This is a genomic window from Enterobacter cloacae complex sp. 277I4 (genome assembly GCF_050031465.1).
Lineage (GTDB): Bacteria > Pseudomonadota > Gammaproteobacteria > Enterobacterales > Enterobacteriaceae > Enterobacter > Enterobacter cloacae.
Genome location: NZ_JBLGWC010000001.1, coordinates 2,818,334 through 2,842,514 on the forward strand (window position 1 = coordinate 2,818,334; position 24,181 = coordinate 2,842,514).

A 24,181-nucleotide genomic window follows, 5' to 3' on the forward strand; every position below is an offset into this window, starting at 1 on the left:
GATGAGATTATGTCTAACATTGATGCGCAGGCCGTAGCCCAACGAATTGATACCGTGCTGGATATACTGGTGGCGGGCGATTATCACTCTGCGATCCGTAACCTTGAGATCCTGAAGTCTGAACTTCTGGCTCAGAATGGCGCCGAAACCGCGTCAGAAAACAGACAGCCAAAAGCCCCGTGGGAAGTTTAACCACGCCCTATCCGCCCTCGTTTCGCTTTATTAAATGGATGCTATGAATTCCCGACAACAAATCATTTTGCAGATGGTCATCGATCAGGGGCGCGTGAGCGTCGTCGATCTCGCTAAAACGACAGGCGTTTCTGAAGTCACCATCCGTCAGGATCTGAATCTACTCGAAAAACAGAGCTACCTGCGTCGTGCGCATGGGTATGCGGTCCCGCTGGACAGCGAGGACGTAGAAACCCGCATGATGAATAACTATGCCCTCAAACGTGAGCTGGCTGAGTTTGCCGCGTCCTTAGTGAACAATGGCGAAACGGTCTTTATTGAGAACGGCAGTAGCAACGCCCTGCTGGCCCGCACCCTGGCCGAGCAAAAAGACATCACCATCATTACCGTCAGTAGCTATATCGCTCACTTGTTGAAGGAGACACGCTGCGAGGTCATTCTGCTGGGCGGTATCTATCAGAAAAAAAGTGAGAGCATGGTCGGCCCGCTGACGCGTCAGTACGTGCAGCAGGTGCATTTCAGCAAGGCCTTCATCGGTATTGACGGCTGGCAGCCAGAAACCGGCTTTACCGGCCGGGATATGATGCGTTCAGACGTTGTGAACGCGGTACTGGAAAAAGAGTGTGAGGCAATCGTGCTGACCGACAGTTCAAAATTTGGCGCGGTCCATCCTTATACGATGGGGCCAATATCCCGGTTCAGCCGCGTAATAACCGATGACCGTCTGAGCGAAGCGCATCGGAATAAACTCCAGGAAGACGGACTTATCGTCGACATTATTAAAAAACCCGCCTGATACCGCGAGCGCCTGAATTTCAGGCGCCTCTTAACCTCTCTCTGAGAGGAATCCTAACCCCCCTTTAAGAGTTTTTACCTGTTTAACTGACCCTGAAGACGTAAAATTAATGTTAGCGATATAACAGGAAGTGACTATCACCTGCGTGATGACGTAACACCTGCGCGACCAGCTTTCACGGAGAACAGAATTTAAGTATTCGTTTAGTCTATACTTAAAGCGTGCATCTTTCCGTGAATCGATAATTCAGGAGAAAGTATTATGACCTTAACCAGCAAAAAATTAGCCGCCGCTGTTCTGGCAATCACTGTAGCAATGTCCCTGAGCGCATGCTCTAACTGGTCTAAACGTGACCGTAACACCGCCATTGGTGCCGGTGCTGGTGCACTGGGTGGTGCAGTATTAACAGACGGTAGTACGCTGGGTACATTAGGTGGTGCTGCTGTTGGTGGTATTATCGGTCACCAGGTCGGCAAATAATTATTATACGCCCTGATGGGCATCGCGATATTTATCGCATTTCAGGTCTGACTTACGCACGTATAAAACAAGAGCCACGGTAAATACCGTGGCTCATTTATTTTAGCCGCCCGCCAGTTTTACTTTCATCCCTTTGGCTTCGAGATGCGATTTAATGACATCGCGTTTATCACCCTGGATTTCGATTATCCCGTCTTTGACGGCACCGCCGCAGCCACATTTCTTTTTCAGTTCAGCCGCCAGTTTCGCCAGTTCTGCATCATCCAGATCGATACCCGTGATAAGGCAAACACCCTTACCTTTACGCCCGCTGGTCTGGCGCTGGATACGGACAATACCGTCGCCCTTCGGGCGCTCTGCTTTCGCTTTCGGTTCATCAATGCGCCCGGTTTCGGTTGAATAGACCAGACGGCTGTTTGAATCGGTCATTACGCCCCCTTTTTCAGTGATGCGTTGATAGCCTTAAGCGTCTCTGCCGGATTAGCAGATTGTGTCACCGGACGGCCGATCACCATGTAATCCACGCCTGCCGCCAGCGCCTGCTCAGGGGTCATAATACGGCGCTGATCGCCAGCCTCGCTGCCCACTGGGCGAATACCCGGCGTGACCAGTTTGAAATTCTGGCCCAGCTCCGTTTTGAAACGCACCGCTTCCTGCGCGGAACAGACTACACCGTCCAGGCCGCAATTTTGCGTCAGCCGCGCAAGACGCTCTGCATGTTCAGCCGGTGACAACGTCACACCGAGGTCACGCAGGTCATTTTCGTCCATGCTGGTCAGCACCGTTACCGCAATCAACAAGGGGGCGTCGCTACCAAACGGCAGAAGCACTTCACGCGCGGCTGTCATCATTCTCGCCCCACCCGATGCATGCACGTTAACCATCCATACACCCAACTCGGCAGCCGCGGCAACGGCGTGCGCCGTGGTGTTTGGAATATCATGGAATTTGAGGTCGAGGAAAACGTCAAAACCGCGCTGTTGCAGATCGCGTACGATTTGCGGTCCAAATAACGTAAACATCTCTTTGCCCACTTTAAGGCGACAGTCGCGAGGATCAATACCGTCGACAAAAGCCAGAGCAGCGTCACGTTTATTGTAATCAAGAGCAACAACAACAGGAGAATCAGTAACTACGCGGGAAGTGGAGGAAGTAACAGACGTCATGACCAGCCCTTTTCGTCTATGGGCGCGCAGCGGCGCGGAACAGATAAACGGCGTGCATTCTACCTGCCAGCGCCACAAATTGACAGGATCGTTTTATTCCCTGCCAGGCTGGCAAACCGCACGATGCTGAACGGGATTATAAAAGTGATCAGTATGTTGTAACTAAAGTGAGGTGTTTTAAAAAAATTACTGTCCATCGAGACCGCGAATGGGCTTGATGGTTGACCAGGCCCGGCATGAAGGACAGTGCCAGTACAGCGTATACGCGGTAAAACCACACTTCTGACAGCGGTAGCGCGGCTTGCTACGCACCTGTTCGCCCACCATGTCACGCAGCACCATCAGGCTCTCTTTAGCACGCCCTTCTTCTGCGTCGTTCAGGTGGTAATCCATCAGCTTATGGAAAACCCGCATGGTAGGATGACGCTGCAGCTGACGCGTAATATAAACCTGCGCCGTGTCGCTACCCTCATGCTGCTCCACTACGTCGGAAAGCATCAGCTCCGCGGTGGCTCCGGTGTTCTCTTCCACGCAGCGGCGCAGGAACGCTACCCACTCATCCTGTTTACCCAGCTGTTGATAACAGGTCTGCAGCATTTCAAGGGTTTCACTGACCAGCTCTTTGTCCTGATCAATGACGCGCAGCAGGCTTTCAACGGCTTTGGCATAGTCGCCACTCGCCATAAACACGCGCCCCATCATGATGGAAATACGCGCACTATTGCGGTCTGCGGCGGCCCCTTTTTTCAGCAACGCCATGGCTTTGTCCATGTCGTCGTTCCCCATCTGTTGCAGGGCCAGTTCGCAGTAAAAATGGGCTATCTCGACGCGCTGTTTGTCTTTACCCAACTTAACCAGACGTTCAGCGGTATCAATGGCTTTCTGCCAGTCGCTGGTGGCCTGGTAAATCTGCAGCAGCTGCTGCAGCGCACCTATGCGGAAATCTGTTTCATCCACCAGTTGCGAGAACATATCTTCCGCACGGTCATACAACCCTGCCGCCATGTAGTCGCGGCCCAGCTGTTGTACTGCCAGCAGGCGCTGATCGTAAGTTAACGAGGCGCTTTCCATGAGGGTCTGGTGAATACGAATGGCACGGTCAACCTCGCCGCGCGAGCGGAACAGGTTGCCCAGGGTCAGGTGTGCTTCAACGGTCCCTGTGTCCTCTTTTAACATGTCGAGGAACAGGTCGACCGCTTTGTCCTGTTGATTGCTCAGGAGGAAGTTCACCCCTGCAACGTAGTCGCGGGAGAGTCGGTTCGCCTCATCCTGTTTTGTTTGTTGCGCACTTCTGCGGCCCATATACCAGCCATAGGCAGCGGCTACAGGCAAAAGCAGAAACAACAACTCCAGCATATTCGATTATTCCTTGACGACCGGCACACCAGAGCTTTCCGGGATGTCGGACGCAGGCGCAATTTGATGTTCGAGGCGTTTAATTTTACGTTCAGCGCGCGCAAGCGAAACACGTACTTTTAACCAGAACAGACCGCAAACCAGCCAGCCGATGGCGAAACCCGCTGCGAACAAGACCGCCAGCAGGCTCGAAACCCGATACTCGCCCTGCGCCAGCAGATAGTTAAACGTCACCTGTTGATCGTTTTGTGCACCCAATGTGACTGAAATGACAAAAATCGCCAATACCAGTAAGAAAATGAGTAAATATTTCACATTACTTCCCGTTATGTGGTTCAAGCGAATAAAGTGTGTTCAACTTACCGCAATCAGCCTTATAAACTACCATTTTAGCGACGGGCGCGAAAAGGAAAAAGTGACGCGCCCGTCATGGATTTATGGGCTAAATGCGCAAAATCAACCTTCAGACGCCACTGTGCTCCCTTTCGGCGATCTCTTCTTTCTCTTCCGGCGGCGGCGTTAACGGACCGCAGAGCCGTTCAGCCAGCCAGGTGGCAAGGGTAACAAGCAGCCATGAAATGAGCGTCGCCACCACTAAATCGCGTGGCCAGTGCATGCCCAGCAGTAGACGGCTCCCCATCACCCCCGTCGCCCAGACCAATAAAATGGCGATAGTGACAGTCCGACGCCGCGGCCATAAAAGGCCGACGGCAAGAAGTGCCCAACTGGCGGCGAACATGGTGTGCCCGGATGGAAACGCAAAGCCAGTCTCTTTTTGCCAGTGTTTACGTAAAAACGTCGGGATATTCTGCTGTTCCGCAAGCTGTTCTTTTACCAGCGCACCGCGATCTTTACGTTTTAAATTGTAGAACTCATTCACCGGTACATGATGCGTTTTTTCCAGCCAGACCACAAAAGGCCGCGGCTCCTGCACATGGCCTTTCACCCAGGATTTTACCCCCTGGCCAACAAGAATCGCCCCACCGAGGATAGCAAAGAGCACCAGCGCTGCGCGGAGACGAAAGCGCAGGCACCACAAAAACCAGGCGCAAAGCACTACATGAGTAATGATGCCCCATGGCTGGGTGACCGTCTCTGTTATCCAGTATAACGTTTTCAGCCACAGGGTATTGTGCCCGGGCTGCCACATCCAGCCTGATACCCAAACGGCTAATGGCATAATCAACAATATGGCCGCACCTGCTGCCGTTCGTCTGGCGATTGAAAGCATGTCTTCTCCTTTTTCGCTAAGCGTCACAATCATAACTGAAATTCATCCGACGGGTGGATATGTCGGATCGTGCGTTTAACGTTCGTATAGCATGGCAGCCATTAGGCGAACCTGCTGAGCTTGTGGCAAAATGAACGGATACAGAAAGCAAAAACAGGCGGAAGACACGAAACGTGTCAGCCTACTCTGGAGAATCACATGCAGCTTAAACGTGTGGCAGAAGCCAAACTGCCAACCCCATGGGGCGATTTCCTGATGGTGGGATTTGAAGAACTGGCGACCGGACAGGATCACGTCGCGCTGGTGTACGGCGACATTTCAGGACAAACCCCGGTACTTTCTCGCGTTCATTCGGAGTGTCTGACCGGCGATGCGTTGTTCAGCCTGCGCTGTGATTGCGGTTTCCAGCTGGAGGCAGCGCTCTCTCATATTGCCGAAGAGGGTCGCGGTGTGCTGCTTTATCACCGCCAGGAAGGGCGCAATATTGGCTTGCTGAATAAAATCCGCGCCTACGCGCTGCAGGACCAAGGGTACGACACGGTAGAAGCAAACCACCAGCTCGGCTTCGCTGCCGATGAGCGCGATTTCACGCTGTGTGCGGATATGTTTAAGCTGCTGGGCGTGGATGAAGTACGCCTGCTGACTAACAACCCGAAAAAAGTCGAAATTCTGACCGAAGCGGGGATCAATATCGTTGAGCGTGTACCGCTCATTGTGGGACGTAACCCAAAAAACGCGCACTACCTCGATACCAAAGCCGCCAAAATGGGGCATCTGCTGAGCGAGTGATCGCGAAGTGCCCGGCAACGCCATCGCGTGCCGGGCTGGCTCCATCAGTCCAGCATCTTACGAATCACGTAATGTAGAATGCCGTCGTTCTGGTAATAGGTGAGTTCTGTTGCCGTATCGATACGACACCGGCAGTCGAGCACCTCTGTTTTACCGTCTGCGCGCGTTAATTTCACCGGCACCGTTTTACCCGGCTGCAGATTTTGCAGGCCGCTAATGTCAATCAGCTCTTCCCCGGTGAGTCCCAGCGTTTTACGGGTGACGCCCTGCGGGAATTCGAGTGGCAGGATCCCCATCCCTATCAGGTTTGAACGGTGGATACGTTCAAACGATTCGGCAATCACCACCCGAACCCCAAGCAGACGCGGGCCTTTCGCCGCCCAGTCACGGCTGGAGCCAGAGCCGTACTCTTTCCCGGCGATAACCGCCAGCGGCGTGCCTTCCTGCTGGTATTTGACGGCGGCGTCATAAATTGAGATCACGTCGCTCCCCGGCAAATGTCGCGTCATGCCCCCTTCCACGCCCGGCACCATTTCATTGCGGATACGGATATTGGCAAATGTGCCGCGCATCATCACTTCATGGTTACCACGACGTGAGCCATAGGAGTTGAAATCCCGGCGCTCCACACCCCGGCTCTGCAGGTAACGGCCTGCTGGACTGTCGGCTTTGATGCTTCCCGCCGGCGAAATGTGGTCCGTGGTGACAGAGTCTCCCAGCATCGCCAGAATGCGCGCGCCGTGGATATCCTGCAGCGGTGCAGGTTCAGCCAGCATCTCATCGAAGAACGGCGACAGGCGGATATAGGTCGAATCGTCCTGCCAGTCATAGGTATCTGAACCCACGAGGTCGATGGCCTTCCATTCCGGCGTACCTTCAAACACCTCCGCATACTCTTTGCGGAACATTTCGGTAGAAACTTTCTCTACGGCCAATGCAATTTCCCGGGCAGATGGCCAGATATCCTTCAGATAGACCGGATCATTCTTGCGATCGTGGCCAATCGGATCGGTGACCAGGTTGATATTCATATTCCCGGCCAGAGCGTATGCCACAACCAGCGGTGGAGACGCCAGCCAGTTGGTCTTGACCAGCGGATGAATACGGCCTTCAAAGTTTCGGTTACCGGAGAGAACGGCCCCGACGGTGAGATCGCCCTGCTTGATCGCCATCTCAATCGGTTCAGGTAACGGACCCGAGTTCCCGATACAGGTGGTGCAACCGTACCCCACCAGGTTAAAGCCCAGCTCATCCAGATACGGCGTTAATCTGGCCTGTGCAAGGTAATCTGAAACCACTTTGGAGCCCGGTGCCAGAGAGGCTTTTACCCACGGCTGTGGCTTAAGCCCCAGCTCTACCGCTTTCTTCGCCAGCAGACCGGCGGCCATCAGCACGCTGGGGTTCGACGTATTTGTACAGGAGGTTATGGCTGCAATGACAACCGCACCATCCGGAAGCTGATACTGATGTCCGTTCAGGACATAGTCGATTGGGCGGTGGTCTTTTTTCGCCGTGTTAACTTCCAGTTCATTACTGGCGGCAAAGGCTTTCGGTACGTCACTCAACGCCACCCGATCCTGCGGACGTTTTGGCCCCGCCAGGCTCGCCTCGACGGTCCCCATATCCAGTTCAAGTGTGCTGGTAAATACCGGTTCATCGCCCGGGTTACGCCACATCCCCTGCGCTTTGGTATACGCTTCAACCAGCGCCACCTGCTCTTCGCTACGGCCACTCAGGCGCATATATTCCAGCGTGACAGTATCGATGGGGAAAAAGCCACAGGTTGCGCCATACTCCGGCGCCATGTTGGCGATGGTAGCACGGTCGGCAAGCGGTAATGAATCCAGCCCGTCACCGTAGAATTCGACAAATTTACCCACCACACCATGCTTACGCAGCATCTGCGTGACGGTAAGTACCAGGTCGGTGGCGGTAATGCCTTCCGACAGTTTGCCGGTAAGCTTAAAGCCCACCACATCAGGGATCAGCATCGATACCGGCTGGCCAAGCATGGCCGCTTCGGCTTCAATTCCGCCAACGCCCCAGCCCAGAACGCCCAGGCCGTTAATCATGGTGGTGTGCGAATCGGTGCCCACCAGAGTATCCGGATAGGCCACCCACTCTTTATCCTGCAATTCACTCCAGACCGCTTTGCCCAGGTATTCAAGATTCACCTGGTGGCAGATACCCGTACCGGGCGGAACGACGCTAAAGCGGCTAAAGGCCTGCTGCCCCCACTTCAGAAAGACGTAACGTTCGTGGTTACGCTCCATTTCCAGACGTACGTTTTCGCCAAAGGCATCGTCGTCACCAAAGTGGTCCACGGTGACAGAGTGGTCGATAACGAGATCAACGGGAGAGAGCGGATTTACTTTAGCGGTATCGCCGCCAAGGCGCTTCACCGCTTCGCGCATTGCCGCAAGGTCAACCACAGCAGGGACCCCGGTAAAGTCCTGCATCAGGACCCTTGCCGGTCGATAGGCAATTTCTCTGTCAGCATGGGCATGCTTAAGCCACCCTGCCAGTGCCTGGATATCTTCAAGGGTGACGGAATCACCATCCTGCCAGCGTAAGAGGTTTTCCAGTAAAACTTTCAAGGACTTGGGTAAACGCGAAATGTCCCCAAGCGTCCTGGCTGCCAGCGGCAGGCTGTAGTAGTGCCAGGTTTTATTTTCTGCCTGTAATGTGTCCTTACTGGCTTCGCGTAGGGTTACCGACATAAGCTCCTCCTTAATTACAGAGATGTCCTGACAATCATCAGGGCTGTAATTAAAGATAACACAAAGATGTCGTAACGTTTTGATAACAACCCGAAATGATAAATCCAGGAATGTTCCAGTGCGGGGGAGAAAACAAAAAACCCCGCCGTAGCGAGGTTTTACGATTTAGTGGAGGGCCAGCCAGATAAGCTGTGACCAGAACAGAATCGACGCGGAAAAAACGCCGAGCCATGACCAGTATTTCATAGACATCATGTTATTCATCATAGGGACACCAGGCATTATTTATTAAAGGTTCCGAGGTCTGCCCTCAGTTCAATATTGCTGATGTGTATTTATTAAAGAGTACAAATGCATTGAGCCTTTATTCAGACTATTTGCATCATTACGCAATTAAGTAAATTATTGTTTTTTGGGTTCGTCTTCTGCGAACACATCAATAAACGCTTGCTGCTGCGGCGTCAGTTTCCAGGACGCGGGTACGGCAGTGGCAGGTGCTTTGCGCACTTTGTGGCCCCTGTCACGAAGCTGACACATCTGTTTAACTGTTTCTGTACGTACCGTCACTGCCATATTCAACCCCAATAGTTCCAGGCCAGGAAAGCAACCACCACCCAAAACAAGGCGGAGACGAGAAAGACCGCCAGCCAGGCTTTACGCTTGAGCGCAGGATCCCTTTGCGGTTCTTCACTTCCTGAAGGCATTGCTAACCTCATACAATCGATATCGCTTATCATTTAGAGACCAAACAATTGGTACAATTAATCATCTGTTGAGATAAATCCTAAAGAAACTTTAGCCGAAAAGCCAGTGAATTTACGTATCTATTGATGGGAAATATTCATTCTTTTGACCAGAAATAAATATTTGAAAGGAAATATTTGCGAAGCCAAAAATTAGTTCTACTTTTGTCGCCAATTCACGACATTATAACCACACTGAATAAATGGTTAATGACATTATACGGCAGTTAAGTGCAGATGATGATAATTCTAATTTAGCTTTGAGAGGTTATTTCGGTATCTTTCCTGGGCGGAAAGATACCGGGAGTGATTATTTTGCTGGAAGTTTGATGTCTTTAAACATCTCTTCGATATCTTCATTTGAACGTAATGCTACGGCCGTATCGACCACGTCGCGCGTTAAATGTGGGGCAAAGCGCTGAATAAAATCATACATATAGCTACGCAGGAAGGTACTGCGACGGAAACCAATCTTGGTGGTGCTATGGCTGAAAATATCATGCGCATCAAGACGCACGAGGTCAGGGTCAGATACGGGATCAACCGCCATGCTGGCAATCACCCCTACCCCCAGTCCAAGCCGCACGTAGGTCTTAATCACGTCAGCATCGGTTGCGGTGAAAACGATACGCGGCGTTAATCCTGCACGATTGAATGCAGTATCAAGCTCGGAGCGCCCGGTGAAGCCGAAGGTATACGTCACTAAGGGATATTGCGCCAGCTCTTCAATAGTGACCGACCCTTTACCGGCTAACGGGTGATCGGGCGTGACGACAATAGAACGGTTCCAGTGATAACACGGCAGCATAACCAAATCGTCATACAGATGCAGCGCTTCGGTTGCGATAGCAAAATCCGCATTACCCTTCGAAACCGCCTCAGCGATTTGCGTCGGCGAGCCCTGATGCATATGGAGAGAAACACGTGGATAGCGCTCAATAAAGCCCTTAATAACGCCCGGCAGCGCATAGCGTGCCTGGGTATGGGTGGTGGCAATATACAGCGACCCTTTATCCGGCCAGGTATGCTCTCCCGCCACCGATTTAATGGCGTCGACTTTAGAGAGGACCTCCCGCGCGATGCGGATAATCTCCTGCCCTGCTGGCGTCACCTGGGTGAGGTGTTTACCGCTACGAGCAAAAATCTGAATACCTAACTCATCTTCCAGCATGCGGACCTGCTTGCTGATACCCGGCTGAGAGGTATATAGCCCCTCAGCGGTAGAAGAGACGTTAAGGTTGTGGTTTACCACCTCAACAATATAACGAAGCTGCTGTAATTTCATGCCAGACCATCCGATTTAGCGCATGCGGTCAATCGCTTAAGACGATTTGATAATAAGAAAAGGGTTAACTATAACCACTATATCATTTATAGCCTGACTGTATAGTACGGAACAAAAAATAATAACAAGGTAATAAAAAAGGGCCGGAAGTCCGGCCCTTTCACAGGTAAGTTACGGTAAGGAAAGATTATTTTTTGCCTTCAACCCATTTGCCATCAACAAAGAATGCTGACCAGCCGGTTGCCTTGCCGTCTTTCTCTGCCGCAACATACTGCTGCTTCGTTTTACGGCTAAAACGCACAACGGTTTTATTGCCTTCCGGATCCTGCTGTGGCGCATCGGCCAGGTAGCGCAGTTTCTCAGGCAGGCGGTCGCGGAAACGGTACAACTCTTCCACCAGTGGCGCGCGGGTTTCGCGCGATTTAGGGAAGGTGTTTGCCGCAAGGAACACGCCGGCAGCACCATCACGCAGCACGAAGTAAGCGTCGGACTTCTCGCACGGCAACTCTGGCAGCGGAACCGGATCTTCCTTCGGCGGCGCGACTTCACCGTTACGCAGGATTTTACGCGTGTTCTTACACTCGTCGTTGGTGCACGCCATGTACTTGCCGAAGCGCCCCATTTTCAGGTGCATCTCAGAACCACACTTCTCACACTCAACGATAGGACCGTCGTAACCTTTAATGCGGAACTCACCCTCTTCGATCTCATATCCATCGCAGGTCGGGTTATTACCGCAGACGTGCAATTTACGTTTTGGATCGATGAGGTAGCTGTCCATCGCGGTGCCGCATTTCTTGCAGCGACGTTTTGCACGCAGAGCGTTGGTTTCCGCATCATCACCTTCCAGCACGTTGAGCACTTCGTTCTCAGGTACCAGGTTAATGGTGGTTTTGCAGCGTTCTTTCGGCGGCAGCGCGTAGCCAGAACAGCCGAGGAAAACGCCAGTAGTGGCAGTACGGATCCCCATTTTACGACCACAGGTTGGGCAGTCGATGCTGGTCAGGACCATCTGATTCGGCAGCATGCCGCCCTCTTCAGGATCTTTTTCCGCTTTTTCAAGCTGGTTGGTAAAGTCGCTGAAGAAGCTGTCGAGAACCTTTTTCCACTCGGCCTGATGGCTGGCAACCTGATCGAGGCTGTCTTCCATTTGCGCGGTGAAGTCGTAGTTCATCAGTTCGCGGAAGTTGGCTTCCAGGCGGTCAGTGACGATCTCACCCATTTTTTCCGCATAGAAACGACGGTTTTCAACACGCACGTAACCGCGGTCCTGAATGGTCGAAATAATCGACGCATAGGTGGACGGACGGCCAATACCGCGTTTTTCCAGCTCTTTAACCAGAGACGCTTCGCTGAAACGCGCTGGCGGCTTGGTGAAGTGCTGGGCAGGCACGAGATCAACCAGAGATAGCTCATCCCCTTTGTTTACCGCAGGCAGGGTTCTGTCTTCATCACCCTTACGCAGCGCAGGCATCACTTTAGTCCAGCCATCGAAGCGCAGGATACGGCCACGCGCTTTCAGGCGGAAATCACCCGCGCCAACGGTCAGCGTGGTGGAGTCATACTGTGCTGGTGTCATCTGACACGCCACGAACTGACGCCAGATAAGCTGATACAGCTTCTGGGCATCGGCTTCCATATCTTTCAGCGATTCGGCTAACACGGAGACGTCAGAAGGACGAATGGCTTCGTGCGCTTCCTGTGAGTTCTCCTTGCTGGCGTACTGGTTTTCACTCGCTGGCAGGTATTTCTTACCGAAGTTGTCACTGATGTAGCCGCGCACCATGTTGACGGCATCCTGGCTCAGGTTTGTCGAGTCAGTACGCATATAGGTGATATAACCCGCCTCATACAGACGCTGGGCCATCATCATGGTTTTCTTCACGCCATAACCCAGGCGCGTGCTCGCAGCCTGTTGCAGCGTAGACGTAATAAACGGTGCGCCAGGTTTGCTGCTGGTCGGTTTATCTTCACGCTCCAGAACCTGGTAGCGCGCTTTTTCCAGCAGCGCCACGGCAGCCATGGTCTGCTCACGGTTTTCAGGACGGAACGGTTTGTCATTCTGATGACTCACCTGCAGCGGCAGCGCATCTCCACCCGGCGTGGTGACATTGGCATCCACTTCCCAGAACTCTTCCGGGACGAAGGCTTTGATCTCACGCTCGCGTTCAACAACCAGACGCACAGCAACGGACTGCACACGCCCTGCGGACAGACCGCGGGCAATCTTTTTCCACAGCAGTGGAGAGACCATGTAACCCACGACACGGTCCATAAAACGGCGTGCCTGCTGCGCGTTTACGCGGTCGATGTTCAGTTCACCCGGCTTCTCAAACGCCTGGCGAATCGCATTCTTCGTAATTTCGTTAAACACTACACGGCTGTAGCGTTTGTCGTCACCCCCGATCACTTCCCGCAGGTGCCAGGCAATGGCTTCCCCTTCGCGGTCAAGGTCGGTTGCGAGATAAATGTGGTCTGCTTTTTCAGCAAGCTGCTTCAGCTCGTTAACGACTTTTTCTTTGCCGGGCAGCACTTCATAGTGTGCATCCCAGTTATGCCATGGGTTAACACCCATGCGGTTGACAAGCGCGCTACGTTCATCCTTTTTAGGCTTTTTAGCCCCTTTGGTGGAGGTAGAGTCTGCGCTCTTTTTGCTGGCTGAGCCACTGGTCGGCAAATCGCGGATGTGACCGACGCTGGACTTAACCACGTAGTCATTACCCAGATACTTATTGATCGTTTTGGCTTTTGCCGGGGACTCAACGATGACGAGAGCTTTACCCATATTCACCTTTACCTAATTTAATTCTTCCAGGAATACGCCGCATGTTGATTTCCCTTCCACTGACGACGAGCCATTGATATTGCGACTGCGTCAGGGGATATCAACCCCTTTGTCTTACTGAACGTCAAAGCGTTAACGCCCAGGTGATTGAGTTATCGGGTATTTTTCTCACATCGGATGTAATTCGTGACGAATTCCCGGTCGAATGTCAAGCAATTCTGTTGCCAGAATGACGAAAGCGCACACTCTACCTGATAAAATTCGTTACGCAACTTTATTAGCATGCAAAAGCAAATCCTGCCAGCCAGGTCACGGCCCCTTACCCCCTCACATTACAGGGAAAATTTGCCCCCAAAGCGCCCCCGGCGTAGACTATTGTCACTGTTTAAGGAGTGGATTATGCAGAATACAACCCAACCCATTGATCGAGCCTCTCTGCTTATCGAAGCAAATAAGCTGATTCGTGACCATGAAGACACCCTGGCGGGTATTGAAGCGACCGGCGTGGAACAACGTAACGGCGTGCTGGTATTCAGCGGCGAATACTTCCTTGACGAACAAGGGTTACCCACCCCGAAAAGCACCGCCGTATTCAATATGTTTAAATACCTGGCGCACACGCTTTCAGAGAAATATCACCTGGTCGATTAACGCAAAACGCGAGGCTCTGGCCTCGCGTTTTTGTTTACAGCAGCGGTTTTTGTCCGCGTTGCAACCAGCGGAGCAGCAGGCGATCCGCGCTTTCGGCCGCGCTGTTAGTAAAGCGGTCAAGCAATCGCTTACGCTGGGTAAAGCGCACGCCAACCAGTTCGCGCCCTTCCATCAGATTCAACAGCAGGTCGTCACTGGTGCCCACTTCATCCACCAGCCCTTTTTCTAGCGCCTGCGTACCGTACCAGTGCTCCCCAGTTGCCACCTGATCAATATCAAGCGCCGGGCGCATACGGTGCACAAAGTCTTTAAAGAGGTGATGGGTTTCATTGAGATCTTCACGGAATTTCTGCCGTCCTTCTTCCGTGTTCTCCCCCAGCAGCGTCAGGGTACGTTTGTACTGACCCGCCGTATGCAATTCAATGTCGATCTCTTTGCTTTTCAGGAAGCGGTTAAAGTTCGGGATTTGCGCAACCACCCCGATGGAGCCAATAATAGAAAACGGCGCCGCAACAATTTTATCCGCCACGCAGGCCATCATATAGCCACCGCTCGCCGCGACTTTGTCCACCGCAACCGTCAGCGGGATCTGTTTTTCACGCAGACGCTGTAGCTGCGAAGCCGCCAGCCCATAACCATGAACGACCCCACCCGGACTCTCAAGACGGACAACCACCTGATCCTGCGGTTTAGCCACGGCAAGCACGGCGGTGACTTCTTCACGCAGGGAAGAGACCTCATGGGCATCCATGCTGCCTTTAAAATCGAGCACATAGACACGCGGGATTGAGGTTTCCTCCGGCGCGTTAAGCTTCGCTTTGGCTTTTGCCGCTTTGGCGTCCTGCTTATGCTTTTTCTTCTGCGCTTTGTGCCACAGTTTCTGTTGATGGCTGTCAAGCAGGGCCAGCGACATCTCTTCCTGCATCTCTTTATACTGCTCGCTCAGGCGGGTAATGCGTAACTCACCACGCTGACGTTTGCGCTGCGTCAGGTTAACAATCAGAACGGCCACTACCGCAATGGCAATCACCACCGTCACGATCTTTGCCAAAAACAACCCATATTGAGAAAGTAATTCCACGCGTTCCACCTTGATTTAACCACGAATCTTTCACGGCAGTGTACAACAGCCCTGCCCATGCGTCTCGCTCGTGACATTACCTCTGCGAGCCGTCTTCAGGAATCCCCCGATTCTGGTTTAAATATTTGCAAATTGTTAATTTTACAGCGATGCGTCCTGTAGACTGATTGAATTCTCATGCTAATTCGGGCATAAAGCCGAAAAGTCACACAATAAGGCGTCTTTGCATCACTGTGCGCCGAGGAGTCACCGTGCATTATCAACCGCAAAAAAATCTGCTGCAGAACCGCATCATTCTGGTCACTGGTGCCAGCGATGGCATTGGCCGCGAAGCGGCACTGACCTACGCTGACTATGGCGCGAGCGTAATTCTCATTGGCCGTAACGAAGAAAAACTCAAAGGAGTGGCTCAGGAGATTGACGCCGCCGGTGGCATTCCTGCCCGCTGGTACACACTGGATCTGCTCACCTGTACCCCTGAAACGTGCCAGGAGCTTGCCCACCGCATCAGCACCCACTACCCACGGCTGGATGGCGTACTGCACAATGCCGGCTTGCTTGGGGAGGTTCGCCCGATGGATGAACAGGATCCTGAGATCTGGCAGCAGGTCATGCAGGTCAATATCAACGGCACCTTTTTCCTGACCCAGGCACTTCTTCCTTTATTACTCAAATCTGATTCCGGTTCGCTGGTGTTCACCTCCTCCAGCGTAGGGCGCGAAGGCCGCGCAAACTGGGGGGCGTATGCGGTCTCAAAATTCGCGACCGAAGGGATGATGCAGGTGCTGGCGGAGGAATATCAGAGCCGTCATCTGCGCGTGAACTGCATTAACCCAGGCGGAACGCGCACCAAAATGCGCGCCAGCGCCTTCCCGACGGAAGATCCACAGAAGCTTAAAACCCCGGCAGATATTATGCCGCTCTATCTCTGGCTGATGGGCGATGACAGCCGCCGTAAAACAGGGATGACCTTTGATGCCCAGCCAGGCCGTAAACCCGGGATTTCGCAATGAGTGAAGAACGTCACCAGCAACGTCAGCAGCGCCTGAAAGAACAGGTTGATGCCCGTGTCGCCGCTGCGCAGGATGAACGCGGGATCATCATCGTGTTTACCGGCAACGGCAAAGGCAAAACCACCGCCGCCTTTGGTACCGCCACGCGCGCCGTTGGTCACGGGCAGAAAGTGGGTGTCATTCAGTTTATTAAAGGGGAATGGCCCAACGGTGAACGTAATTTACTTGAGCCGCACGGGGTTGAGTTCCAGGTGATGGCGACAGGCTTTACGTGGGATACCCAAAACCGGGAAACCGACACCGCGGCCTGCCTCGCGGTCTGGGAGCATGCAAAACGAATGCTGGCAGACCCGGCCCTGAACATGGTGTTACTGGATGAGATCACCTATATGGTCGCCTACGACTATCTGCCGCTGGACGCCGTACTGGAGGCACTCAGGAATCGCCCGGCACATCAGACGGTGATCGTCACAGGCCGCGGCTGTCATCGGGATATTCTGGAATTAGCGGATACCGTCAGCGAATTGCGTCCGGTTAAACATGCTTTTGATGCCGGTATCAAAGCGCAAATCGGCATTGATTACTGATAAAAAGCCCGGTGATGTTAACCGGGCTTCTATTTTTAACCGTTGTTATTACGGCTGCCAGCGCGGCGATTATTGTTCACCTGGCTGTGGCGTTTCACCGCACGACGGATCTGGTTCGCCTTCATGCGACGGCGATCTTTCTCCACCGCCACTTTGGAGGTGGTTTCTGGCGCCAGACCCACCAGTTCACGCAGGTAGTTGGTCTGCGTCAGGTCCAGTTCGGTATAGCCACCACGTGGCAGACCTTTTGGCAGCAGAATATCGCCGTAGCGGACACGGATCAGGCGGCTAACCTGCACGCCCACCGCTTCCCACAGACGACGAACCTCACGGTTACGACCTTCGGTCAGGGTAACGTTGTACCACTGGTTGATCCCTTCACCACCGGTAAATTTGATGGTTTTGAACGCTGCAGGACCGTCTTCCAGCTGAACGCCACGCGACAGATCGCGCAGTTTGTTCTCATCAACCTGGCCGAACACGCGTACGGCGTATTCGCGTTCCACTTCACGACTTGGGTGCATCAGACGGTTTGCCAGTTCACCATCCGTTGTGAACAGCAGCAGACCGCAGGTGTTCACATCCAGACGCCCCACGGCAATCCAGCGTGCGCCACGCAGTTTAGGCAGACGGTCAAATACCGTCGGGCGACCTTCCGGGTCGTTGCGCGTACACAGTTCACCTTCCGGCTTGTAGTATGCCAGCACGCGGCAGATCTGCTCAGCAGATTCTTTAACCGAGATAAGATGACCGTCGATACGGATTTTAAGCCCCGGCACGATTTCTACGCGGTCACCGAGCGTGGCGATTTTACCGTCCACACTCACGCGTCCGGCTTCAATAATGGCTTCGATTTCACGGCGTGAGCCGTGGCCGGCACGCGCCAGCACTTTCTGTAACTTCTCGCTCATTGAGCTTCCTCAGGTGTCGCCTTCACAGGCGTCGAATCAGGTCAAACCAGGGCTATGCCCTGATTTGATGGCCGCGTAGTATAGCTGCTTACACCTTTACAAGAAAGGCTTAACATCACCCACGCCTTCGCGAATCACTTCCGGTGCATCTTCCGTTAAATCGACAACCGTGGTCGGCTGCTGACCGAGGTAACCGCCATGAATAATCAGCTCAACCACCTTTTCCAGACGGTCTTTGATCTCTTCCGGATCGGACTCGGTGAATTCACTGCCGGGCAGCATCAGCGAGGTTGAGAGCATCGGCTCACCCAGCGTTTCCAGCAAGGCCTGGGCAATCGGGTTAGACGGCACACGCATCCCGATGGTTTTGCGCTTTTCCTGTAACAGACGGCGCGGAACCTCTTTCGTCCCTTTCAGGATGAAGGTGTAGTTGCCCGGCGTGTTATTTTTAATCAGACGAAATGCCACGTTATCGACATAAGCATAGGTCGATAGCTCAGAGAGATCCCGGCACATCAGGGTAAAGTTGTGACCGTCCGGCAACTGGCGAATACGGCAAATACGCTCCATCGCCGCTTTATCTTCAATCTTACAGCCCAGCGCATAACCCGAATCGGTCGGGTAGACGATAACGCCCCCTTTACGCACGATCTCCACGGCCTGATTAATCAGGCGCGGCTGCGGATTATCCGGATGAATATAGAAAAACTGACTCATACTTCCCTCTCTTCAAGTTGCTGTGGCTGTTCCCAGAGCTGCCAGACAGGCTCAACGCCTGCGGGTAACCAAAGCTTGCGTCCCAGTTCTATCCACGCACAGGGCTGATGAAAATCTGAGCCTTGTGACGCCAGCAAACCAAACTGGCGGGCGTAGGTCGCAAGCTGCGAACGCTCGTTGGGCGCCTGCTGACACTGGGCGACTTCCATCGCCTCGCCACCGCATTCGGCAAAATGCGCCAGCAGTCTTTTCAGCCATTTAGCAGAAAGATTATACCGCCCCGGATGGGCCAGCACGGCCTTACCGCCAGAATGATGAATCACATCAATAGCTTGTTTTATTGTACACCACTGTGGCGGAACATATCCGGTTTTCCCGCGAGCCAGATAGCGTTTAAAGACATCCGCTATCGTTGTGGCCTTGCCTGCCTCAACCAGAAAACGGGCAAAATGACCGCGCGTTACCGCGCCCCCGTTTGCCAGCCTTTTTGCCCCTTCCAGTGCGCCCGGAATATGCGCCTTTTCCAGACGTTCAGCGATCATTTCTGCTCGCTGATTGCGGCGCGTTTTTTGTTCTTGCAAAAACGCACACATTACCGGATGGTCTATATCGATGTTCAGGCCAACAATATGGATTTCGTGATTCTCCCAGACGGTCGATATCTCGACGCCAGGAACCAGTTTGAGTGCCAGACCACTGCGGGCAATCTCGGCGCGCGCGGCTGGAATGGCATCGGTTGTATCGTGATCGGTTATGGCCAGCGTGCCAACCCGCATTTCAACGGCACGATGCACCAACGCTTCGGGCGTCAGCAGACCATCGGAGGCCTGGGTATGGCTGTGTAAATCATAAATTACGGCGTAGGTGGTATCGCTCAAAGCACTTCCCGTCACAGGTTAGAGACATCTTAAAAGCCCATGATACCGACTTGCCACGAAATTCTGAAATCAAGGGTTGACAATACGCCATCGAACTAGTTAACTAGTACGCAAGTTCACACGAGAAAGGTATCTGAAAATGACTGCACATTTCACTCTGCACGGTTGGTGGCGCACTTCCTGATTTCCGGGCAGTGTCACACGTTTGCGTACAGCAAACAGATACCCGCCCGCTCATCAGCGGGCTTTTTTTTGAACAGAATAAATGAGAACAACATAATGCAAACAGCCAAACCACACCTCGAATTGCTGACCAGCGAGGCGGCCTATCGCCACAACCCAACCGCGCTGTTTCATCAGGTCTGCGGTGCGCGTCCAGCCACGTTGTTACTGGAATCCGCCGATATTGACAGCAAAGACGATCTCAAGAGCCTGCTGTTGGTGGACAGCGCGCTGCGCATTACGGCGCTAGGTGACACTGTCACTATCAAAGCGTTATCGGATAACGGTGCGGCTCTGCTGCCGTTACTGGATGCGAGCCTGCCTGCTGGTATCGAAAATGAACACCATCCTGAAATGCGCGTTCTGCACTTCCCGCCGGTGAGCCAGTTGCTGGACGAAGACGCACGCCTGTGCTCTCTTTCCGTTTTTGATGCCTTCCGTCTGCTGCAAAATTTGGTCGCCGTGCCGGAAGATGAACGCGAAGCAATGTTCTTTGGCGGGCTGTTTGCTTACGACCTGGTGGCCGGGTTCGAAGATTTACCGGACATTGAACAGGGTAACCGCTGCCCCGACTACTGCTTCTACCTGGCCGAAACCTTACTGGTGATCGACCACCAGAAAAAAAACACCCGTATTCAGGCAAGCCTCTTCACGCCATCCGCGACAGAGAAAAAACGCCTTGAGCAGCGTATTGAGCAGTTGCAGCAACAAATGACCGAAGCGCCGCCTGCGCTGCCTGTACATCGTGTCGAGAAAATGACCTGTGAGGTTAATCAGAGCGACGATCAGTACGGTGCCGTGGTTCGCCAGATGCAAAAAGCGATTCGCGCCGGAGAAATTTTCCAGGTTGTTCCTTCCCGTCGTTTCTCTCTGCCCTGCCCGTCGCCGCTCGCGGCCTATGACGTGCTGAAAAAGAGCAACCCAAGCCCGTACATGTTCTTTATGCAGGACAACGATTTCACCCTGTTTGGCGCATCCCCTGAAAGTTCACTGAAATATGACGCCACCAGCCGCCAGATTGAGATCTACCCGATTGCCGGAACCCGTCCACGCGGCCGTCGAGCCGATGGCTCGCTGGATCGCGATCTCGACAGCCGCATTGAGCTGGAAATGCGTACCGACCATAAAGAGCTCTCCGAGCATCTGATGCTGGTTGATCTGGCCCGTAACGACCTGGCGCGCATTTGTACCCCTGGCAGCCGCTACGTGGCGGACTTAACCAAGGTCGACCGCTACTCGTTTGTTATGCATCTGGTATCCCGCGTGGTGGGCGAACTGCGGAGCGACCTCGACGTGCTTCACGCCTACCGCGCCTGTATGAACATGGGCACGCTGAGCGGCGCGCCGAAAGTTCGCGCCATGCAGCTGATCGCGGCGGCTGAAGGGCGCCGTCGCGGCAGTTACGGTGGTGCAGTGGGCTACTTCACTGCCCATGGCGATCTGGATACCTGCATTGTGATCCGCTCCGCCTACGTTGAGGACGGTATCGCTACCGTGCAGGCAGGCGCAGGGATTGTTCTGGATTCTGTTCCGCAGTCTGAAGCTGACGAAACCCGCAGTAAAGCCCGCGCGGTATTGCGCGCCATTGCTACCGCACATCACGCACAGGAGATTTTCTGATGGCTGACATTCTGCTGCTCGATAACATCGACTCTTTTACCTATAACCTGGCAGATCAGCTGCGTGCGAATGGTCACAACGTCGTTATCTATCGTAACCATGTTCCGGCACAGACGCTGATAGACCGTCTGGCAACCATGCAAAACCCGGTGCTGATGCTCTCTCCTGGTCCAGGTGCCCCCAGTGAAGCGGGCTGTATGCCGGAGCTGCTGACCCGTATGCGCGGTAAACTGCCGATTATCGGTATCTGTCTGGGTCACCAGGCGATTGTGGAAGCCTATGGCGGCTACGTGGGTCAGGCAGGTGAGATCCTGCATGGCAAGGCCTCCAGCATTGAACATGACGGCCAGGCGATGTTTGCCGGCCTGCCAAATCCGCTGCCGGTTGCGCGTTATCACTCCCTGGTAGGCAGCAACATCCCGGCCGGGCTGACCATTAACGCCTCGTTTGAAGGGATGGTGATGGCTGTGCGTCACGATGCGGATCGCGTCTGCGGCATGCAGTTCCATCCGGAGTCGATTCTCACGACCCATGGCGCGCGACTGCTGGAGCAGACGCTGGACTGGGCGTTGCAGAAACTGGAGCAGACCAACACGCTGCAACCGATTCTGGAAAAGCTGTATCAGGCGCAGACCCTGAGCCAGCAGGAGAGCCACCAGCTCTTTTCTGCTGTGGTTCGCGGTGAGCTGAAACCTGAACAGCTGGCGGCCGCACTGGTAAGCATGAAAGTGCGCGGCGAAAGCCCGCAAGAAATCGCCGGTGCCGCCACGGCCCTGCTGGAAAATGCCGCCCCCTTCCCGCGCCCGGATTATCAGTTTGCGGATATCGTCGGCACCGGGGGAGATGGCAGCAATAGCATCAATATCTCCACCGCCAGTGCCTTCGTGGCCGCGGCGTGTGGCCTGAAAGTGGCGAAACACGGTAACCGCAGCGTCTCCAGCCGCTCGGGCTCGTCCGATTTGCTGGCTGCCTTCGGCATTAACCTGGATATGAACGCCGAACGCTCCCGTGAAGCGCTGGACGATCTGGGCGTCTGCTTCCTGTTTGCGCCGAAGTATCACACCGGTTTCCGCCATGCGATGCCGGTTCGTCAGCAACTCAAAACACGCACGCTGTTTAACGTACTGGGGCCGCTGATCAACCCGGCGCACCCGCCGCTGGCGCTGATTGGTGTTTACAGCCCGGAACTGGTTCTGCCAATTGCCGAAACCCTGCGCGTGCTCGGTTATCAGCGCGCGGCAGTGGTTCACAGCGGGGGAATGGATGAAGTGTCCCTTCACGCGCCAACTCTCGTTGCGGAACTGCGCAATGGCGAAATCCTGAGCTATCAGCTGGAAGCCGCCGACTTTGGTTTAACGCCGTATCATCAGGAGGCGCTGGCAGGCGGCACGCCGGAAGAAAACCGTGACATTCTCACGCGCTTATTACAAGGTAAGGGAGAGGTCGCCCATGAGGCAGCCGTGGCAGCCAACGTCGCCATGCTGATGCGATTGCACGGCGAAGAGGATCTCAAAGCCAACGCACAAAAAGTTCTGGACGTACTGCGCTCTGGTGCAGCTTACGATCGCGTTACCGCACTTGCGGCAAGAGGGTAAAGAATGCAGACCGTTTTAGCGAAAATCGTTGCCGATAAGGCCATCTGGGTGGAAGCCCGCAAAGCGCAGCAGCCGCTTGCCAGTTTTCAGAACGACGTCGTCCCAAGCAGCCGTCGTTTCTATGATGCCCTGCAGGGCGCGCGCACCGCATTTATTCTTGAGTGCAAAAAAGCCTCCCCGTCGAAAGGCGTTATCCGTGAGGATTTCGATCCGGCGCGTATTGCCGGCATTTATAAGCATCATGCGTCGGCGATCTCCGTGCTGACGGATGAGAAATATTTCCAGGGCAGCTTCGATTTTCTGCCTGTTGTCAGCAGCATCGCGCCGCAACCGATTCTGTGCAAAGACTTTATTATCGACCCGTATCAGATCTGGCTGGCGCGTTTTTACCAGGCTGACGCCTGCCTGCTGATGCTCTCGGTACTCGACGACGAGCAGTATCGCCAGCTGGCTGCGGTGGCGCACAGCCTCAACATGGGCGTGCTGACCGAGGTGAGCAACGAAGAAGAGCTGGAGCGTGCCATTGCACTGCAGGCGAAAGTGGTCGGGATTAACAACCGCGATCTGCGCGATCTGTCAATCGACCTGAATCGTACGCGTCAGCTGGCACCGCATCTGGGCTCTGGCGTGACCGTTATCAGTGAATCCGGGATCAACAGCTACGCCCAGGTGCGTGAGTTGAGCCACTTCGCCAACGGTTTCCTGATTGGCTCCGCGATGATGGCACATGACGATCTCAATGCCGCAGTGCGTCGGGTGCTGTTGGGTGAAAACAAAGTGTGCGGCTTAACCCGCGAACAGGATGCCCAGGCTGCCTATGAGGCGGGGGCTATTTACGGCGGGTTGATCTTTGTGGGCTCCTCACCGCGTGCGGTGAGCGATGAACAGGCACGCAAGGTGATAGCGGCAGCCCCACTCAGCTATGTGGGCGTCTTCCGTAACGCTGATATTGCGGACGTTACGGCAAAAGCCGAAGCGTTATCCCTTAGTGCAGTACAACTGCACGGTGATGAAGATCAGGCATACATCGATGCCCTGCGTGCCGGGCTGGCTCCTCAGGTTCAGATCTGGAAAGCGCAGAGCGTGGGCAGCACCCTGCCAGCACGTAACCTGAATCATGTTGATAAATACGTGCTCGATAACGGCCAGGGCGGTACAGGCCAGCGTTTTGACTGGTCACTGCTGAACGGCGAAGCGCTGGACAATGTCCTGCTGGCGGGTGGACTTAGCCCGGATAACTGTGTGGAAGCAGCCAAAACCGGCTGCGCGGGCCTCGATTTCAATTCAGGCGTAGAGTCGCAACCGGGCATCAAAGATGCCAGTAAGCTGGCCTCGGTATTTAAAACTCTGCGTGCATATTAAG

General features: G+C 54.0%; 25 protein-coding genes and 1 other annotated feature. Of the genes, 11 read left to right on the forward strand and 14 right to left on the reverse strand.

The features are described from left to right. Positions 1 to 9 precede the first annotated feature (9 nt). From ACQG19_RS13685 to osmB, 3 genes are all read left to right on the forward strand, one after another. Positions 10 to 192 (forward strand): hypothetical protein, encoded by a 183-nt coding sequence (locus ACQG19_RS13685; protein WP_020690946.1) that lies wholly within the window; start codon positions 10 to 12, stop codon positions 190 to 192. A gap of 43 nt (positions 193 to 235) precedes the next feature. After that, complete coding sequence (locus ACQG19_RS13690; RefSeq protein WP_058660359.1) at positions 236 to 988, forward strand: DNA-binding transcriptional regulator YciT; 753 nt, start codon at positions 236 to 238, stop codon at positions 986 to 988. Between the two features lie 261 nt (positions 989 to 1,249). After that, positions 1,250 to 1,468, forward strand: a complete 219-nt coding sequence (gene osmB / locus ACQG19_RS13695; protein WP_008501216.1) for an osmotically-inducible lipoprotein OsmB — start codon at positions 1,250 to 1,252, stop codon at positions 1,466 to 1,468. A gap of 102 nt (positions 1,469 to 1,570) precedes the next feature. Here the strand turns inward: osmB and yciH are convergent, their stop codons facing one another. The 5 genes from yciH to pgpB form a co-directional block, all read right to left on the reverse strand. Further along, entirely contained in the window at positions 1,571 to 1,897 is a 327-nt protein-coding gene (yciH, locus tag ACQG19_RS13700; protein WP_013096377.1) for a stress response translation initiation inhibitor YciH, read from the reverse strand. Further along, positions 1,897 to 2,634, reverse strand: coding sequence for an orotidine-5'-phosphate decarboxylase (gene pyrF / locus ACQG19_RS13705; protein WP_222168463.1), 738 nt, complete (start codon positions 2,632 to 2,634; stop codon positions 1,897 to 1,899). The genes yciH and pyrF overlap by 1 nt, the downstream gene beginning before the upstream one ends. Before the next feature lie 186 nt (positions 2,635 to 2,820). Then, the gene (lapB, locus tag ACQG19_RS13710) at positions 2,821 to 3,990 is read right to left on the reverse strand and encodes a lipopolysaccharide assembly protein LapB (RefSeq protein ID WP_013096375.1); all 1,170 of its coding nucleotides are present in this window, start codon (positions 3,988 to 3,990) and stop codon (positions 2,821 to 2,823) included. A 6-nt stretch (positions 3,991 to 3,996) separates the two neighbouring features. Continuing rightward, positions 3,997 to 4,305 carry a LapA family protein gene (locus ACQG19_RS13715; protein ID WP_013096374.1) on the reverse strand — a complete coding sequence of 103 codons (309 nt, stop codon included), beginning with the start codon at positions 4,303 to 4,305 and terminating at the stop codon, positions 3,997 to 3,999. Positions 4,306 to 4,453: 148 nt separating this feature from the next. Next, positions 4,454 to 5,221 (reverse strand): phosphatidylglycerophosphatase B, encoded by a 768-nt coding sequence (gene pgpB / locus ACQG19_RS13720; RefSeq protein WP_246931669.1) that lies wholly within the window; start codon positions 5,219 to 5,221, stop codon positions 4,454 to 4,456. 198 nt (positions 5,222 to 5,419) lie between these two features. Here pgpB and ribA point away from each other — a divergent pair, with 198 nt between their 5' ends. Further along, positions 5,420 to 6,010 carry a GTP cyclohydrolase II gene (ribA, locus tag ACQG19_RS13725; RefSeq protein WP_013096372.1) on the forward strand — a complete coding sequence of 197 codons (591 nt, stop codon included), beginning with the start codon at positions 5,420 to 5,422 and terminating at the stop codon, positions 6,008 to 6,010. A gap of 44 nt (positions 6,011 to 6,054) precedes the next feature. On the opposite strand, the gene acnA is transcribed toward ribA, so the two are convergent. The 5 genes from acnA to topA form a co-directional block, all read right to left on the reverse strand. Then, entirely contained in the window at positions 6,055 to 8,730 is a 2,676-nt protein-coding gene (gene acnA, locus ACQG19_RS13730; protein ID WP_246931667.1) for an aconitate hydratase AcnA, read from the reverse strand. Between the two features lie 165 nt (positions 8,731 to 8,895). After that, on the reverse strand, positions 8,896 to 8,994 hold the full coding sequence (gene ymiC, locus ACQG19_RS13735) for a small membrane protein YmiC (protein WP_044159376.1): 99 nt from the start codon (positions 8,992 to 8,994) through the stop codon (positions 8,896 to 8,898). Between the two features lie 311 nt (positions 8,995 to 9,305). Beyond that, positions 9,306 to 9,446 carry a YmiA family putative membrane protein gene (locus tag ACQG19_RS13740; protein ID WP_213382645.1) on the reverse strand — a complete coding sequence of 47 codons (141 nt, stop codon included), beginning with the start codon at positions 9,444 to 9,446 and terminating at the stop codon, positions 9,306 to 9,308. Between the two features lie 337 nt (positions 9,447 to 9,783). Further along, positions 9,784 to 10,758: an HTH-type transcriptional regulator CysB gene (cysB, locus tag ACQG19_RS13745; RefSeq protein WP_006175683.1), complete on the reverse strand. Its 975-nt coding sequence runs from the start codon at positions 10,756 to 10,758 to the stop codon at positions 9,784 to 9,786. A gap of 187 nt (positions 10,759 to 10,945) precedes the next feature. Next, positions 10,946 to 13,543, reverse strand: coding sequence for a type I DNA topoisomerase (topA, locus tag ACQG19_RS13750; RefSeq protein WP_038419681.1), 2,598 nt, complete (start codon positions 13,541 to 13,543; stop codon positions 10,946 to 10,948). Between the two features lie 399 nt (positions 13,544 to 13,942). Between topA and ACQG19_RS13755 the strand changes: the two genes are divergently transcribed. Further along, on the forward strand, positions 13,943 to 14,194 hold the full coding sequence (locus tag ACQG19_RS13755) for a YciN family protein (RefSeq protein ID WP_003856804.1): 252 nt from the start codon (positions 13,943 to 13,945) through the stop codon (positions 14,192 to 14,194). A 34-nt stretch (positions 14,195 to 14,228) separates the two neighbouring features. Here the strand turns inward: ACQG19_RS13755 and sohB are convergent, their stop codons facing one another. Continuing rightward, positions 14,229 to 15,275: a protease SohB gene (gene sohB / locus ACQG19_RS13760; protein WP_246931665.1), complete on the reverse strand. Its 1,047-nt coding sequence runs from the start codon at positions 15,273 to 15,275 to the stop codon at positions 14,229 to 14,231. Between the two features lie 251 nt (positions 15,276 to 15,526). Between sohB and ACQG19_RS13765 the strand changes: the two genes are divergently transcribed. Both ACQG19_RS13765 and cobO read left to right on the forward strand, forming a co-directional pair. Next, on the forward strand, positions 15,527 to 16,288 hold the full coding sequence (locus tag ACQG19_RS13765; protein WP_023620279.1) for a YciK family oxidoreductase: 762 nt from the start codon (positions 15,527 to 15,529) through the stop codon (positions 16,286 to 16,288). Continuing rightward, on the forward strand, positions 16,285 to 16,875 hold the full coding sequence (gene cobO / locus ACQG19_RS13770) for a cob(I)yrinic acid a,c-diamide adenosyltransferase (protein WP_013096364.1): 591 nt from the start codon (positions 16,285 to 16,287) through the stop codon (positions 16,873 to 16,875). The genes ACQG19_RS13765 and cobO overlap by 4 nt, the downstream gene beginning before the upstream one ends. Positions 16,876 to 16,910: 35 nt before the next feature. Here cobO and rluB read toward each other — a convergent pair whose 3' ends face one another. The 3 genes from rluB to rnm form a co-directional block, all read right to left on the reverse strand. After that, positions 16,911 to 17,786 carry a 23S rRNA pseudouridine(2605) synthase RluB gene (gene rluB / locus ACQG19_RS13775; protein WP_013096363.1) on the reverse strand — a complete coding sequence of 292 codons (876 nt, stop codon included), beginning with the start codon at positions 17,784 to 17,786 and terminating at the stop codon, positions 16,911 to 16,913. A 96-nt stretch (positions 17,787 to 17,882) separates the two neighbouring features. Then, entirely contained in the window at positions 17,883 to 18,503 is a 621-nt protein-coding gene (locus ACQG19_RS13780) for an L-threonylcarbamoyladenylate synthase (protein WP_013096362.1), read from the reverse strand. Further along, positions 18,500 to 19,381: an RNase RNM gene (gene rnm, locus ACQG19_RS13785; protein ID WP_246931664.1), complete on the reverse strand. Its 882-nt coding sequence runs from the start codon at positions 19,379 to 19,381 to the stop codon at positions 18,500 to 18,502. Before rnm ends, ACQG19_RS13780 begins: the two co-directional genes overlap by 4 nt. A gap of 139 nt (positions 19,382 to 19,520) precedes the next feature. Here rnm and trpL point away from each other — a divergent pair, with 139 nt between their 5' ends. From trpL to trpCF, 4 genes are all read left to right on the forward strand, one after another. Next, a complete protein-coding gene (gene trpL / locus ACQG19_RS13790) occupies positions 19,521 to 19,565 on the forward strand; it encodes a trp operon leader peptide (protein ID WP_106993556.1) in 45 nt (14 codons plus the stop codon). After that, positions 19,542 to 19,635: a sequence feature (Trp leader region), on the forward strand. (Overlaps the previous gene by 24 nt.) 25 nt (positions 19,636 to 19,660) lie before the next feature. Then, positions 19,661 to 21,223, forward strand: coding sequence for an anthranilate synthase component 1 (locus ACQG19_RS13795; protein WP_058682252.1), 1,563 nt, complete (start codon positions 19,661 to 19,663; stop codon positions 21,221 to 21,223). Next, complete coding sequence (gene trpD / locus ACQG19_RS13800; RefSeq protein WP_020690934.1) at positions 21,223 to 22,818, forward strand: bifunctional anthranilate synthase glutamate amidotransferase component TrpG/anthranilate phosphoribosyltransferase TrpD; 1,596 nt, start codon at positions 21,223 to 21,225, stop codon at positions 22,816 to 22,818. Before ACQG19_RS13795 ends, trpD begins: the two co-directional genes overlap by 1 nt. 3 nt (positions 22,819 to 22,821) lie before the next feature. After that, the gene (gene trpCF, locus ACQG19_RS13805) at positions 22,822 to 24,180 is read left to right on the forward strand and encodes a bifunctional indole-3-glycerol-phosphate synthase TrpC/phosphoribosylanthranilate isomerase TrpF (protein ID WP_246931662.1); all 1,359 of its coding nucleotides are present in this window, start codon (positions 22,822 to 22,824) and stop codon (positions 24,178 to 24,180) included. Position 24,181 lies beyond the last annotated feature (1 nt).